14 protein-coding genes are annotated in these 13,105 nt (G+C 71.4%); 11 read left to right on the top strand and 3 right to left on the bottom strand.

Features of this window, described 5'->3' with window-relative positions:
• Positions 1-156: 156 nt before the first annotated feature.
• The gene (locus tag BCF33_RS05565; RefSeq protein ID WP_106159881.1) at positions 157-1,056 is read right to left on the bottom strand and encodes a LysR family transcriptional regulator; all 900 of its coding nucleotides are present in this window, start codon (positions 1,054-1,056) and stop codon (positions 157-159) included.
• Positions 1,057-1,203: 147 nt separating this feature from the next.
• Here BCF33_RS05565 and BCF33_RS05560 point away from each other — a divergent pair, with 147 nt between their 5' ends.
• The 11 genes from BCF33_RS05560 (at position 1,204) to BCF33_RS05520 (ending at position 10,534) form a co-directional block, all read left to right on the top strand.
• Positions 1,204-4,617: an indolepyruvate ferredoxin oxidoreductase family protein gene (locus BCF33_RS05560; RefSeq protein WP_106159880.1), complete on the top strand. Its 3,414-nt coding sequence runs from the start codon at positions 1,204-1,206 to the stop codon at positions 4,615-4,617.
• Between the two features lie 49 nt (positions 4,618-4,666).
• Positions 4,667-5,476, top strand: coding sequence for a glutamate racemase (locus BCF33_RS05555; protein WP_106159879.1), 810 nt, complete (start codon positions 4,667-4,669; stop codon positions 5,474-5,476).
• A 39-nt stretch (positions 5,477-5,515) separates the two neighbouring features.
• Entirely contained in the window at positions 5,516-6,538 is a 1,023-nt protein-coding gene (argC, locus tag BCF33_RS05550; RefSeq protein ID WP_106159878.1) for an N-acetyl-gamma-glutamyl-phosphate reductase, read from the top strand.
• The gene (gene ccmE, locus BCF33_RS05545) at positions 6,535-6,978 is read left to right on the top strand and encodes a cytochrome c maturation protein CcmE (protein WP_106159877.1); all 444 of its coding nucleotides are present in this window, start codon (positions 6,535-6,537) and stop codon (positions 6,976-6,978) included. The genes argC and ccmE overlap by 4 nt, the downstream gene beginning before the upstream one ends.
• Positions 6,979-7,056: 78 nt before the next feature.
• Complete coding sequence (locus BCF33_RS05540) at positions 7,057-7,665, top strand: holin-associated N-acetylmuramidase (RefSeq protein ID WP_106159876.1); 609 nt, start codon at positions 7,057-7,059, stop codon at positions 7,663-7,665.
• A complete protein-coding gene (locus BCF33_RS05535) occupies positions 7,656-8,132 on the top strand; it encodes a holin family protein (protein WP_106159875.1) in 477 nt (158 codons plus the stop codon). The genes BCF33_RS05540 and BCF33_RS05535 overlap by 10 nt, the downstream gene beginning before the upstream one ends.
• Positions 8,125-8,298: a hypothetical protein gene (locus tag BCF33_RS14180; RefSeq protein WP_170073276.1), complete on the top strand. Its 174-nt coding sequence runs from the start codon at positions 8,125-8,127 to the stop codon at positions 8,296-8,298. Before BCF33_RS05535 ends, BCF33_RS14180 begins: the two co-directional genes overlap by 8 nt.
• Positions 8,295-8,426: a hypothetical protein gene (locus BCF33_RS14450; protein ID WP_281260005.1), complete on the top strand. Its 132-nt coding sequence runs from the start codon at positions 8,295-8,297 to the stop codon at positions 8,424-8,426. The genes BCF33_RS14180 and BCF33_RS14450 overlap by 4 nt, the downstream gene beginning before the upstream one ends.
• Positions 8,427-8,452: 26 nt before the next feature.
• Positions 8,453-9,229 (top strand): enoyl-CoA hydratase-related protein, encoded by a 777-nt coding sequence (locus BCF33_RS05530; protein ID WP_106159874.1) that lies wholly within the window; start codon positions 8,453-8,455, stop codon positions 9,227-9,229.
• Positions 9,230-9,339: 110 nt separating this feature from the next.
• Positions 9,340-9,786: an EF-hand domain-containing protein gene (locus tag BCF33_RS05525; RefSeq protein WP_106159873.1), complete on the top strand. Its 447-nt coding sequence runs from the start codon at positions 9,340-9,342 to the stop codon at positions 9,784-9,786.
• Positions 9,787-9,985: 199 nt separating this feature from the next.
• Entirely contained in the window at positions 9,986-10,534 is a 549-nt protein-coding gene (locus BCF33_RS05520; protein WP_106159872.1) for an EF-hand domain-containing protein, read from the top strand.
• 56 nt (positions 10,535-10,590) lie between these two features.
• On the opposite strand, the gene ilvN is transcribed toward BCF33_RS05520, so the two are convergent.
• Entirely contained in the window at positions 10,591-11,160 is a 570-nt protein-coding gene (gene ilvN, locus BCF33_RS05515) for an acetolactate synthase small subunit (RefSeq protein ID WP_106159871.1), read from the bottom strand.
• A 70-nt stretch (positions 11,161-11,230) separates the two neighbouring features.
• On the bottom strand, positions 11,231-12,946 hold the full coding sequence (locus BCF33_RS05510; RefSeq protein ID WP_106159870.1) for a BCCT family transporter: 1,716 nt from the start codon (positions 12,944-12,946) through the stop codon (positions 11,231-11,233).
• Positions 12,947-13,105 lie beyond the last annotated feature (159 nt).

Raw genomic sequence — 13,105 nt, 5'->3', positions numbered from 1 at the left:
TCCGGCCAAGTCCAACAGGGAGGTCGTACGGGAGAAGCGAGTCCTCCCGGACAGCGGCCAGCTATGATCGCCGCCGGGGCCGATCAAGCGCGATGGACCGATCGCTTTGCATATCCGCTATGCATCCGCGGCAAACCGCCTGTTTTCCGGGCGCCGTCAGCCATCGAGCGCGCCGGCCCGGCGGGCGGCGGTGATCTCCTCGGTGACGAAGTCGCGGAAGGCGCCCACCCGCTTCGAGGAGCGCAGCTCCTCCGGGTAGGCGAGGAAGACGGGCACCTCGCCCGATTCCACCTCGGGCAGGACGCGGATCAGGCGGGGGTCGTCGCCCGCCATGTAGTTCGGCAGGATCCCGATCCCCAGATGGTTCACCACCGCCTGCCCGACCCCAAAATAATTGTTCACCCACAACACGTTGGGGACGCCATGGGTCATCAGCCCCTGGACGAGCTGCGCGCCGGCCGCGACCTGGATCGCGTTCGGGTGCTGGCAGATCAGGCGGTGCTGGCCGATCTGGCGCTCGTCCTCCGGGGCGCCGTGGCGATCCAGGTACTCGCGCGTCGCGAAGAGGGCCATGCGGATCGACAGCAGCTTCTTGCGGACGAGGTCGGCCTGCGCGGGCTCCTTCATGCGGATGGCGACGTCGGCCTCGCGCATGGGCAGGTCGAGGACCCGCTCCTCCAGGATGAGGTCGAGGTTGAGGTCGGGATAACGGTCGTAGAGGCGCGACAGGCGCGGCGCGAGCCAGAGCATCCCGAACCCCACGGTGGAGGTCACGCGAAGCTCGCCGAACACCTCCTCCTCGCTGTCGCGGATGCGGGCGGACGCGGCGTCGAGGCGCTTGGTCATCGCGCGGGTCGCGTCGAACAGCAGCTCGCCCTGCTCGGTCAGGATGAGGCCGCGGGCGTGGCGGTGGAAGAGGGTCGTGTTCAGCTGCTCCTCCAGGCCGCGGATCTGGCGGGAGACGGCCGACTGCGACAGGTGCAGCGTATCGCCCGCCGCCGTCAGGCTGCCGGCGTCCGCCACCGCGTGGAATATTCGCAGCTTGTCCCAGTCCATCGGCGATTCTCCTGGTGCTATGGGGCCGGGCATACGACCTCGGGTCGTCGTTCGGTAGCGGTAACGCCGCGATGGCGCGCTTTGCGGCTTGGTCGGTCAGCAAAGCTGACCTAGAGTGGCCGCGATCCGGAATGGGGAGGGCAGGACGTGACCGCAGGACTTCGCGAAGTCTCTCTGGACGACCGGCTCGACCTTTCGAAGTCGCCGGTCCTTCTCAACGGGACGCAGGCGCTCGTGCGGCTGGTGCTGATGCAGCGCGCGCGGGACGCGGCCGCCGGGTACGACACGGCCGGCTACGTGACGGGCTATCGGGGCTCGCCCCTCGGGGCGGTGGACATGCAGATGGGCCGCGCGTCGCGGCTGCTGGCCGAGCATCGGATCGCCTTCCACCCCGGCCTGAACGAGGATCTCGCCGCGACCGCGCTATGGGGCACGCAGCAGGCGGGGTTGCGCGGCGAGGGGCGATACGACGGGGTGTTCGGCCTCTGGTACGGCAAGGGCCCGGGCGTGGACCGCTCGGGCGACGTGATGCGGCACGCGAACATGGCCGGCACCGCGCCCCTGGGCGGCGTGCTGATGGCGATGGGGGACGACCATACGGGCGAGTCGTCGACCACGCTGCACCAGTCCGACTGGGCGATGGTGGACGCCTACATGCCCGTCGTCTCGCCGGCCGGGGTGCAGGAGATCCTCGACCATGGGCTCTACGCCTGGGCGCTGAGCCGCTTCGCGGGGGTTTGGGTCGGCCTCAAGACGATGAAGGATACGGTCGAGGCGACCGCCGTGGTGGACGGCGACCCGCACCGGCTGCGCCTCGTCCGGCCGGACGTCCCCATGCCCGAGGGCGGGCTGGGCATCCGGCTGGCGGACACGCCGCAGGCCCAGGAGGCGCGGATGATCGACCACAAGCGCGCCGCCGCGGAGGCGTTCTCGCGCGCGAACGGGATGGACCGGCGCGTCTGGGGCCGGCGCGGGGCGCGGATCGGCCTCGTCGCGGCGGGGAAGAACTGGCTGGACCTCGTCCACGCACTCGGCCTTCTCGGGATCGACGAGGACGAGGCGGCGCGGCTGGGGATCACCACCTACAAGGTCGGGCAGGTCTGGCCGCTGGACATGGAGGGGCTTCGCGGGTGGGCCGAGGGCCTCGACCTGATCGTCGTGGTCGAGGAGAAGCGCAAGCTGCTCGAGGTGCAGATCAAGGAGGCCATCTTCGACGACCGCCAGGGCCGGCGGGTCCATGGCTGGCACAAGGGCGGATCGCAGGCCGGGGCACGGCGAGAGGAGCTGTTCCCGACGCGCATGGCGCTCGACCCCGTGGACATCGCGGCCAAGCTCGGCGGCATCCTCCTGGAGGAGGGGCGGCGCACCGACCGGATCGAGGCCGCGCTGGCGCGCATCGCGGAGGCGCGGCGCGCGGGCGCCCCCGACGTCGCGGCGCGGCTGCCCTACTTCTGCTCGGGCTGCCCCCACAACAGCTCGACCAAGGTGCCGGAGGGCGCGCGCGCCTATGCGGGGATCGGCTGCCACTACATGGTGCAGTGGATGGACCGCGAGACGACGGGCTTCACCCAGATGGGCGGCGAGGGCGCGAACTGGATCGGCGAGGCGCCGTTCAGCACGCGCGGGCACGTCTTCCAGAACCTCGGCGACGGGACCTACAACCACTCGGGCATACAGGCGGTTCGCGCCGCGGTCGCGGCCGGCACGACGATGACCTACAAGATCCTCTACAACGACGCGGTCGCCATGACCGGCGGGCAGGGCAACGAAGGGGGCCTCGGCCCCCATCGCATCGCGGCGGAGCTGGTCGCGATGGGGGTCGGCCGCGTGGCGGTCGTCCACGACCCCGCGGAAGGGTTCGATCCGAAGGGCCTGCCGGCCGGGGTCGAGGTGCGCGAGCGCCGCGAGCTCGACGCGGTGCAGCGCGAGATGGCCGCGCGTCCCGGGGTGACGGCGATCCTCTACGTGCAGACCTGCGCGGCCGAGAAGCGCCGCCGCCGCAAGCGCGGGGCTTTCCCGCCCCCCGCCGAGCGGGTCTTCATCAACCCGGAGGTCTGCGAGGGGTGCGGCGATTGCGGCGTGCAGTCGAACTGCGTCTCGCTCGTGCCGCTGGAGACGCCGTTCGGCCGCAAGCGGATGGTCGACCAGTCCTCGTGCAACTTCGACGCGTCCTGCGTGAACGGGTTCTGCCCGGCCTTCGTCACCGTGGCGGGCGCCGCGCCCCGCCGCGCCGAGGCCCGCGCGGTCGAGGTCGGCCCCCTGCCGGTGCCGGACCTGCCCGCGATCGAGGGCACCCACGCCACGGTCGTCACCGGGATCGGAGGGACGGGCGTGGTGACGGTCGGCGCGGTCCTGTCGATGGCGGCGCATCTCGAGGGCAAGGGCGCCGGCATGATGGAGATGGCTGGCCTCGCCCAGAAGGGCGGGGCGGTGCACATCCACCTGCGCATCGCGGAGGAGCCGGGCGACATCAGCGCCGTGCGCGTCGCCCTGGGCGAGGCCGACGCGGTGATCGGCGGCGATCTGGTGACGACCGCCGGGGCGGCGACGCTGGCGCTGACGGCGCCGGGCCGGACGGGCGCGGTCGTGAACCTGGCCGAGACCGTGACGGGCGACTTCACGCGCGACCCGGGGTTCGCGCTGCCGGCGCAGACGCTGCGCGCACGGCTGGAGGAGCGGCTGGGCGCGAGGCTCGCCGCGCTGGATGCCTCGGCGCTGGCGAAGGCGGCGCTGGGGGACACGATCTTCGCCAACATGCTGATGGTGGGCGCGGCCTGGCAGCGCGGGCTCGTCCCGCTGTCGGAGGCGGCGATCCTGCGGGCGGTCGAGCTGAACGGCGCCGCGGTGGAGGGCAACGTCCGGGCCTTCGCCCTGGGCCGCTGGGCCGTCGCCCGCCCGAAGGAGGCCGCCGCCTTCCTGGCGCCCGAGGCCCCGGCGACGCCCCGCACCGACGAGGAGCGGATCGCCGCCTGGGAGGGGCGGGTCCGGGACCATTCGGGCGAGGGGGCCGTGGCCCGGTTCCGTGCCGCGGTGGGCCGCGCGCCGGGCTTCCTGCGCCCCGCCGTGGCCGAAGGGTTCGGCAAGCTCCTGACCTACAAGGACGAGTACGAGGTCGCCCGGCTGCATCGCGACACGCGCCGCAGGGTCGCCGAGGCGTTCGAGGGGGGCGGGCGGGTGTCCTACCACCTCGCCCCGCCGATGCTGCCGGGCCGGGACCCCGCCGGGCGGCCCCGCAAGCGGCGCTTCGGCCCGTGGATGGACCGGGTCTGGCCGCTGCTGGCGGGGATGCGGGGGTTGCGCGGCACCGTGCTGGACCCGTTCGGCCGCACGGAGGAGCGCCGGATGGAGCGCGCGCTGATCGACGAGTACGAGCGGGACCTCGGCGCGGTGCTGCCCCTCGCCGCCGGGAACCCCGAGGCGGCGGAGGCCTGGGCGCGGCTGCCCCTGTCCATCCGCGGCTTCGGGCCGGTCAAGGCGGCGAACGCCAGGGCCGCGGCCGCGCGGCGCGGGGAGCTGCTGGCGGCGCTGCGCGCGGGGCCGGTGCGGGAGGCGGCCGAATAGACATCCGCGCCCGCCCGGCCTAGGCGGGCCGGGGCTGGAGGATCGGTGCATGGCGGTTGGCGTTTTCGATAGCGGGCTGGGCGGGCTGACCGTGCTGGCCGAGGCCGAGAGGGCGCTGCCGGACACGCCCTTCCTCTACTACGCAGACAGCGCCAACGCGCCTTACGGGGTGCGCGACGCCGAGGACATCTTCCACCTGACGGACGGCGCCGTCCGGGACCTGTGGGGACGGGGCTGCGATCTGGTCGTGCTGGCCTGCAACACCGCGAGCGCCGCGGCGCTGCGCCGGATGCAGGAGGCGGGGGTGCCGGAGGGCAAGCGGGTCTTGGGGGTGTTCGTGCCACTCATCGAGGCGCTGACCGAACGGGACTGGGGCGACAACTCGCCCCCGCGGGAGGTGGGGGCGCGGCACGTCGCCCTCTTCGCGACGCCCGCCACCGTGGCCTCCCGCGCGTTCCAGCGCGAGCTGGCGTTCCGCGCCGTGGGCGTGGACGTGGAGGCGCAGGCTTGCGGGGGCGTGGTGGACGCGATCGAGGAGGGGGACATGATCCTGGCCGAGGCCCTCGTCCGCAGCCATGTCGACGCGCTGCTCAGGAAGATGCCGGGGCCGGACGCGGCCGTGCTGGGGTGCACGCACTACCCGCTGGTCGAGGACGTCTTCCGCGACGCGCTGCCGGAGGGCTGCCGGGTGCTGTCGCAGCCCGCGCTGGTGGCCGAATCGCTGGCGAACTACCTCGGGCGGCATCCGGGTATGGGCGGCACGGGCGAGGGGGGGTTCGTCACGACGGGCGATCCGCGCAGGGTCGCGGACCACGCGACCCGGTTCCTGAAGCGCGAGGTGCGGTTCGAGGGCGCGTGAGCCTTCCGTTTCCCCGTTTCCCACATAGGTTCGAGCACGATGAAGAACGTCGCCATCCTGGGCGCCTCCGGCTACACGGGGGCCGAGCTGATCCGGCTGCTGGCGGGGCATCCGTCGATTCGCATCGGGGCCCTCTCGGCCAACTCGAAGGCGGGGCGGCCGATCGAGAAGGTGTTCCCGCATCTCGACCATCTCGATCTTCCCGAACTGGTTAAGATCGAGGAAATCGACCTCTCCGCGCTGGACCTGGTTTTCTGCGCGCTGCCGCACAGGACGAGCCAGAGCGTCATCAAGGACTTCCCGCGCGACCTTAAGGTCGTGGACCTGTCGGCCGACTTCCGTCTGCGCGATCCTGCGGAGTACGAGAGGTGGTACGGCACGCAACACCTCGCCCCGGAGGTGCAGCCCGAAGCGGTCTACGGGCTGACGGAGGTCTATCGGGACGAGATTTCCAAGGCCCGGCTGGTCGCGGGCACGGGTTGCAATGCGATGTGCGGGCTCTTCGTGCTGCGCCCCCTCGTGGCCGCCGGGGTGGCGGACCCGGACGATCTGATCCTCGACCTGAAATGCGGGCCCACGGGGGCGGGGCGTTCGGCGACGGAGCGGCTGCTCTACGCCGAGCTGGCCGAGGGCGCGTCGGCCTATGGCTACGGGGGGACGCACCGGCACCTGGGCGAGTTCGACCAGGAGCTGTCGCTGGCCGCCGGGCGTGACGTCCGTATCCGGTTCACGCCGCATCTCGTGCCGATGAACAGGGGCATCCTGGCGACGGCCTACGTGAAGGGCGACGCGCGAGAGGTTCGGAACGCCCTGGAGGCCGCCTACGAGGGCGAACGGTTCGTCCACGTGATGCCCGAGGGGCTGCCCTCGACCATGTCGGTGCGGGGGTCGAACCTCTGCAAGATCGGGGTCGCGGAGGACCGGGTTCCGGGTCGGGCGCTGGTGGTCGGCGCCCTCGACAACCTGGCGAAGGGATCGAGCGGGCAGGCGATCCAGAACGCCAACCTGATGCTGGGGCTGCCAGAGGAGGCGGGACTTGAAGTCGTCCCGGTATTCCCATGAGATCGTTGAAGAAGACACGGCGGATACAGGTGATCGCGCTGGCGGTCGTGCTGTTGGCGGCCTCGACCGCGCTGGTGGGCTACGCGATGCGGGACGGGATCTCGTTCTTCCGCTCGCCCTCGCAGGTGGCCGAGGCGCCGCCGCCGCCTTCGGAGGTGTTCCGCGTGGGCGGGCTGGTGGCCGAGGGAACCCTCGTCAGCCAGGGCGAGACGGTGGTGTTCGACGTGACCGACGGGGGCGCGGCGGTGCGCGTCAGCTACACCGGGATCACGCCCGACCTCTTCCGCGAAGGCGAGGGGGTGGTCGCCCTGGGGCGGCTGGAGGACGGGGTGTTCACCGCGTCGGAGCTGCTGGCCCGCCATGACGAGACCTACATGCCCCGCGAGGTCGCGGACGCCCTGCGCGAGCAGGGGGTCTATCGCGGGGGCGAGGAGGGCTGAGGGCACCGTACGGTGCGTTCGGCCGCCGTTAACCTCCGGCGGGCATCCTTCCTCGCACGGGCAGCCGTGGGGGCGGAGATGGACGTATCGGGGATCGCAAGGGACATCGTGCGCCGGGAGGGCGGGTTCGTGGACGACCCGGACGATCCGGGCGGCGCGACCAAGCACGGCGTCACCGTGGGGACGTTGCGGAGGCTGGGACTGGACCTGACGGGGGACGGCCGGGTTGGCGTGGCGGACGTGCGCGCGATGACGCCAGAGCGGGCCGCCGCCATCTTCGTGAGGGAGTATCACGACAGGCCGGGGATCGCCCTGCTGCCCGAGGCGCTGAGGCCGTCCGTCTTCGACTTCTACGTCAACGCGGGGTCGGCGGCGGTGCGCGTGCTGCAGGAGCTGCTGACCGAGATGGGCGAGCCCCTGGTCGTGGACGGGATCATCGGGCCCCTCACGGCGGGCGCGGCGCACCGGGCGCTGGCCCGCGCCCCGGCGCATCTGGCGGACGCCTACGGCATCGCCCGGCGGGAATGGTACTACGCCCTGGCGCGCCGGCGGCCCCGGTTGCGGAAGTTCGCGCGGCGAAGGGACGGCGGCAAGGGCGGCTGGATCCTGCGCGCGGAGGAGTTCGTGGCCGAGCGCTTCCGCCTGACGTCCGCCGAGCATCGGGAGAGGGTCGCGGGATGGGGCTGATCGGGAGGGTGCTGGACCTGGTCTTCGGGCGGGACGGGCTGCGCGAGGTCGCGGAGGTCTTCCGCGAGAACGCCGAAGGGGCGGGCGTGCGGGCGCACGAGGGACGGATGGAGAGCCTCGCGCAGTTCGGGGCGGAGTTCCGGGGCGGGCGGGGCCTCTTCGACCGGGTGATGGACGGGGTGAACCGCCTGCCGCGCCCGGCGATGGCGCTGGGGACGCTGGGCCTCTTCGTGTCGGCGATGTGGGCGCCCGAATGGTTCGCCGCGCGCATGGCCGGGATCGCGCTGGTGCCCGAGCCCTTGTGGTGGCTGATGGGGGCGATCGTGTCGTTCTACTTCGGCGCCCGCCACCAGACCCGCGCGCAGGAGTTCCGCCGGTCGATCGCGGAGACGCTGGCCGCGGGGCGTGCCATCGCGGCGGCCCGTCCCCGCCCCAACGCCGCCCTGGAGGAATGGCGCGATGGGTGAGGGGTTCTGGATCGCCGCCCTGGCCGAGGGGGGGCCCTGGGTGGCGCTGGTGTTCTTCCTGCTCTGGCGGGACCTGCAGAAGGAGGCGGCGGTGCGCGAGGCGCTTCGCCGCAATTCGGAGGTGCTGACCGAGCTGTCGGTCACGGTGCGGGAGCGGATGCGATGACCCTGTGGAAGCGGCTGACCGGGCAGGCCCTGAAGGCCGAGGCCGAGGCGCAGCGGCGCGCGGCGGAGAGGGCGGCGCAGACGCTGCGTTCGGCCTCGCCAACGAGGGCGGGGCGTGGCAGGGAATGAACGGAGCGGTTCAGCGGGGCGGGCGGATGGAATACCAGGCGATCAAGTACGCGGTGCGCGAGGACGTGGCCATCCTGACGCTCGCCCGGCCCGACGTGATGAACGCGCTGTCCACGCAGATGCGCGCCGAGATCACCCATGCCGTGAAGGCCGCCGAGCGCGAGGCGCGGTGCCTGGTGATCACCGGGCAGGGGCGGGCGTTCTGCTCGGGGCAGGACTTGGGCGACCGGGCGAACGTGGCCAACATCGACCTCGAGCGGACTCTGCGGGACGAGTACGTGCCCATGCTGCGGGCGATCTTCGACTGCCGGGTGCCCACGATCGCCGCCGTGAACGGGCCGGCGGCTGGGGCCGGGGCGAACCTGGCGCTGGCGGCCGACGTGGTGATCGCGGCCGAGGGGGCGGTGTTCATCCAGGCCTTCACGCGGATCGGGCTGATACCGGATGCGGGCGGCACGTGGTGGCTGCCCCGGCAGGTGGGCGCGGCGAAGGCGATGGGCATGGCCCTCTTCGCGGACAAGGTCACGGCGGGGGAGGCCGACCGGATGGGCCTGATCTGGGAGGCCGTCCCCGACGAGGGGTTCGCCCAGCACTGGTGGGACCGGGCCCGGCACCTCGCCTGCGGCCCGACGGAAGCCTATCGCGGCGTGAAGGAGGCGATCCGGGGCGCCTGGGGCAACGGGCTGGAGGATCAGCTTGCGCTGGAGGCGCGGGTGCAGGGCCGAATGGGCGCAACGCGGGACTTCAAGGAAGGCGTCGTGGCCTTCGCCGAGAAGCGCCCCCCGGCCTTCGAAGGCCGCTGAGGGGGCGCCGGGGCCTTGCGACGCGGCGCGGGCCGAAAGGCGCGGGCGGAACCTTCCCTCCGGGGGTTCGGGTTGAGGGGCGAACGCACGCAGAAGAAGGATCGTCCATTATGACCCGTCTCTCCATCCTCGCCGCCGCGGCGGCCGCCGCCCTCGCCGGGACCGCCGCCCACGCCGTCCAAGACATCGCCGACGTCGATCTGAACGGCGACGGCTTCGCCTCGTTCGGCGAGCTTCGGGCGTCCTACCCCGGGCTGCAGCGCGTCTTCTTCGACGACGTGGACACCAACGACGACAACCGGATCGACGCGTCCGAGCTGGTCGCCCCCGAGGCGCAGACGGTGCTGTCCCGCTATGAACCGGCCGATGCGAACGTGGTCGGGATCCGGGTGATCGACGCGGACGGCGACGGCCTCGTGTCCTACGACGAGCTGGAGCGGTCCTACCCCGGACTGCAGCAGGGCTATTACGGCCGGATCGACGCCAATGGCGATGGCCTCGTCGATGCGAACGAGCTTTACGCCGACGAGGTGCAGGCGGAGCTGAACCGGTACTGATCCTGAAGGGCACCGACGCCAAGATCCTGAGGGCCGCCCCCGAAGTTGGGGCGGCCCGCTCGCGTCGGATGGCCGCCATCGCTTGGGATGATCGTTCAAGTATCTGTTATCCATCAGGAACCCATGTCCGCCGGGCGGCATTGTAGGTGCAACGGCTTTAGCGAGCCGTCGCACACGCACTTCTGAAAGGACGACGCATATGAAACGCATTCTCGCCACCGCCGCGATCCTCGCCAGCACGGCGGCCTTCGCCGACACCGACCGCTTCATCGAATTCGAGGCCGCCGACATCGACGATGACGGCTTCATCAGCCTCGCCGAAATCGAGTCGATCTGGCCCCGTTTCGACCCCGTGTTCTTCAACGACATGGACATCAACGACGACAACCGCCTCGACTCGCGCGAGTACGACACAAGCGAAGCGCAGGACATCCTGGCCCGCTACGGCAACAACGTCCTCATCAACGGTGAGAACGCGACGGCCATCGCGGCGGACGACCTGCAGCCGGGTCTGCCGGCAGAGATCGAGTCGAACGTGATCATCACGGACGTCCCGATGCTCGAGGGCATCATCGATCGCGAGACCGTCGATGCCAACGATAGCGGCTTCGTCGAGTATGCCGAGCTGACGCCCTACTTCCCGGGCCTCGAGCAGGCGGACTATCAGGACATGGACGTGAACGACGACAATCGCCTCGACTTCACGGAGCTCTACTCCGACGACGCGATCGTGATCCTGAACCGTTGATCGGCGGATGACGGATTGAAGAAGGGGTCGCCCTCGGGCGGCCCCTTTCTTCGTTCTCAGACCGCGGCCGAGCCGCGGGAGAGGGCGGCGACGCCGGTACGGGCCATCTCGGCGAGGCCGAGGGGGCGCACGAGGTCGGCGAAGGCGTCTATCTTCTGAGGCGTGCCGACCACCTCGAAGATGAAGGACTCGAGGGTCGAATCGACGACGTTGGCGCGGAACACGTCCGCGAGGCGCAGCATCTCGACCCGCTTGTCGCCCGTTCCCGCCACCTTGAAGAGCGCGAGCTCGCGCTCGACGGAGGGGCCGTCGACGGTCAGGTCGTGGACCTCGTGGACGGGGACGATGCGGCCGAGCTGGGCCTTGATCTGCTCGATGATCTGGGGCGTGCCGGTGGTCACGATGGTGATGCGCGAGCGGTGCCCCTCGTGGTCCACCTCGGCGACCGTCAGGCTCTCGATGTTGTAGCCGCGGCCGGAGAAGAGGCCGATGACGCGGGCGAGGACCCCCGCCTCGTTGTCGACGATCACCGCGAGGGTGTGCCGCTCGTCCCGGGCCTCGTAGCCCGCGCGCAGGTCGTAGGCGGAATGGCTGGTGGAGCCGGGTTCGATCTTCAGCGCTGACATGGGTGCATCTGCGCCCGGCCCGGGGCGCGGGTCAAGTCGGCGGCGCCCCCGGAAGGGCGCCGCCGAGGGATCACTGGGCCTTCCGCTCGGACGCGAGGCCCTTGAGGATTGCCCAACACATCAGCAGCAGGACGATCGTGAAGGGCAGGCCGGTCGAGACGACCATGGCCTGCAGCGAGGCGAGCCCACCGCCCAGCAGGAGCGCGACGGCGATCGCGCCCTCGAAGGTGCACCAGAACACCCGCTGCGGCACCGGCGCGTCGATCTTGCCGCCCGCGGTGATCGTGTCGATCACGATCGAGCCCGAGTCCGACGAGGTGACGAAGAACACGATCACCAGGACGATCCCCAGCAGCGACGTGATCTGCGCCAGCGGCAGCTCGGCGAGCATCGCGAAGAGCTGCAGCTCCAGCGGGGCGTCGGCCACGCCGGCGTAGCCCGTCTCGGAGAACTGGAAGATCGCGGTGCCCCCGAAGACGCTCATCCAGAGGACGCAGACGAGGGACGGCACGAGGAGCACGGCGATCACGAACTCGCGCACGGTGCGGCCGCGCGAGACGCGGGCGATGAACATGCCCACGAAGGGCGACCAGGAGATCCACCAGGCCCAGTAGAACGCCGTCCACCCTTGCGAGAAGTTCACGTCCTCGCGTCCGAAGGGGTTCGCGAGGGCCGGAAGGTTCCGCAGGTAGGCCAGGAGGCTGTCGCCGAAGCCCGCGAGCAGCAGCCCGGTCGGGCCGACCACGAGGACGAAGAGAAGCAGAAGGGCGGCGAGCCCCATGTTCACCTCCGAGAGGATCTTCACGCCGCCGTCGAGGCCCCTGAGCACGGAGAAGAGGGCGAAGCCGGTGATGAGGACGATCAGCAGCACGAGGAGCGCGGTCGAGTTCGCCGCCTGATCCTGGTTGCCGTAGGGCATCCCGAGGAAGGCGCGCGTCCCCTCCTCCGCCGAGCCGGAGCCGAAGAGGAAGGTCAGCCCCGAGGCCGCCTGCTGCGCCCCGATCCCCAGCGAGGTCGCAAGGCCGAAGAGCGTGGCGAAGACCGCCAGCGTGTCGATGACGTGGCCCCACCAGCCCCAGACCCGCTCGCCCAGGATGGGGTAGAAGGCCGAGCGGATCGTGAGCGGCAGCCCCTTGTTGTAGGAGAAGAGCGCGAGCGCCAGCGCCACGACGGCGTAGATCGCCCACGGGTGCAGGCCCCAGTGGAAGATCGTCGCCGCCATCCCGAGGCGCGCGGCCTCGGCCTGGTTCCCGGATGCGCCGGCGAGGGGGGACCAGTCGGTGCGGGCCTCGCCCTCCAAGGCGGTGCCGCCCAGGGCGGCGGTGTAGTGGCTCATGGGTTCGGAGACGCCATAGAACATCAGCCCGATCCCCATGCCGGCCGCGAACAGCATCGCGAGCCAGCCGGGATAGCCGTAGTCGGGCCGCGCCTCGGACCCGCCGAGGCGGACCGACCCGTAGGGCGAGACGATCAACGCGAGGCAGAACACGACGAAGACGTTGGCCGCCGAGAGGAAGAACCAGTCGAAGGTCGCCGTCAGCCAGGGCCGCAGGGTGCCGAAGACGGCCGCGGCCTGATCGGGGAGCGCCATGGCGAGGGCCGTGAAGACCACCACGGAGACGGCCGAGATCACGAAGACGGGGTTGTGGATGTCCAGATCGACCCGGCCGATGGACGTCTCGATGTTGTCCTGGCCGACCTCGTAGTCGGTCTCGATCGGGGCGGCGTCGCCGGCGGGCGGCCTCAGCCCCTGCTCGTCGACGTCCTGCGGCGTGGTGTCGGCCATGCGGCTGCCTTTCCTGCTGGGGCTGTTGTCGGCCAACGCCGGCTGGAGCGGAAACGATCCGGCGGCGGCGGGCCGGCGCGGCCTAGCGGGAAGGGCGCGCCGGCGAAACCCCCGCACCGGGAGGCGTCTCCCGTGCGGAGGAGGCCGCCCCGGGGCCTG

The sequence above is a fragment of the Hasllibacter halocynthiae genome (genome assembly GCF_003003095.1).
GTDB classification, from domain to species: domain Bacteria; phylum Pseudomonadota; class Alphaproteobacteria; order Rhodobacterales; family Rhodobacteraceae; genus Hasllibacter; species Hasllibacter halocynthiae.
The sequence above is the reverse complement of the archived record's forward strand: the minus strand, read 5'-3'. Positions and strand labels throughout refer to the sequence as shown.

What these genes read in the sequence shown, in the direction of transcription:
- BCF33_RS05565 (WP_106159881.1), bottom strand. Translation starts at nt 1,056, where the DNA reads ATGGACTGGGACAAGCTGCGAATATTCCACGCGGTGGCGGACGCCGGC.
- BCF33_RS05555 (WP_106159879.1), top strand. Translation starts at nt 4,667, where the DNA reads ATGGCGGTTGGCGTTTTCGATAGCGGGCTGGGCGGGCTGACCGTGCTG.
- argC (WP_106159878.1), top strand. Translation starts at nt 5,516, where the DNA reads ATGAAGAACGTCGCCATCCTGGGCGCCTCCGGCTACACGGGGGCCGAG.
- ccmE (WP_106159877.1), top strand. Translation starts at nt 6,535, where the DNA reads ATGAGATCGTTGAAGAAGACACGGCGGATACAGGTGATCGCGCTGGCG.
- BCF33_RS05540 (WP_106159876.1), top strand. Translation starts at nt 7,057, where the DNA reads ATGGACGTATCGGGGATCGCAAGGGACATCGTGCGCCGGGAGGGCGGG.
- BCF33_RS05535 (WP_106159875.1), top strand. Translation starts at nt 7,656, where the DNA reads ATGGGGCTGATCGGGAGGGTGCTGGACCTGGTCTTCGGGCGGGACGGG.
- BCF33_RS14180 (WP_170073276.1), top strand. Translation starts at nt 8,125, where the DNA reads ATGGGTGAGGGGTTCTGGATCGCCGCCCTGGCCGAGGGGGGGCCCTGG.
- BCF33_RS14450 (WP_281260005.1), top strand. Translation starts at nt 8,295, where the DNA reads ATGACCCTGTGGAAGCGGCTGACCGGGCAGGCCCTGAAGGCCGAGGCC.
- BCF33_RS05530 (WP_106159874.1), top strand. Translation starts at nt 8,453, where the DNA reads ATGGAATACCAGGCGATCAAGTACGCGGTGCGCGAGGACGTGGCCATC.
- BCF33_RS05525 (WP_106159873.1), top strand. Translation starts at nt 9,340, where the DNA reads ATGACCCGTCTCTCCATCCTCGCCGCCGCGGCGGCCGCCGCCCTCGCC.
- BCF33_RS05520 (WP_106159872.1), top strand. Translation starts at nt 9,986, where the DNA reads ATGAAACGCATTCTCGCCACCGCCGCGATCCTCGCCAGCACGGCGGCC.
- ilvN (WP_106159871.1), bottom strand. Translation starts at nt 11,160, where the DNA reads ATGTCAGCGCTGAAGATCGAACCCGGCTCCACCAGCCATTCCGCCTAC.
- BCF33_RS05510 (WP_106159870.1), bottom strand. Translation starts at nt 12,946, where the DNA reads ATGGCCGACACCACGCCGCAGGACGTCGACGAGCAGGGGCTGAGGCCG.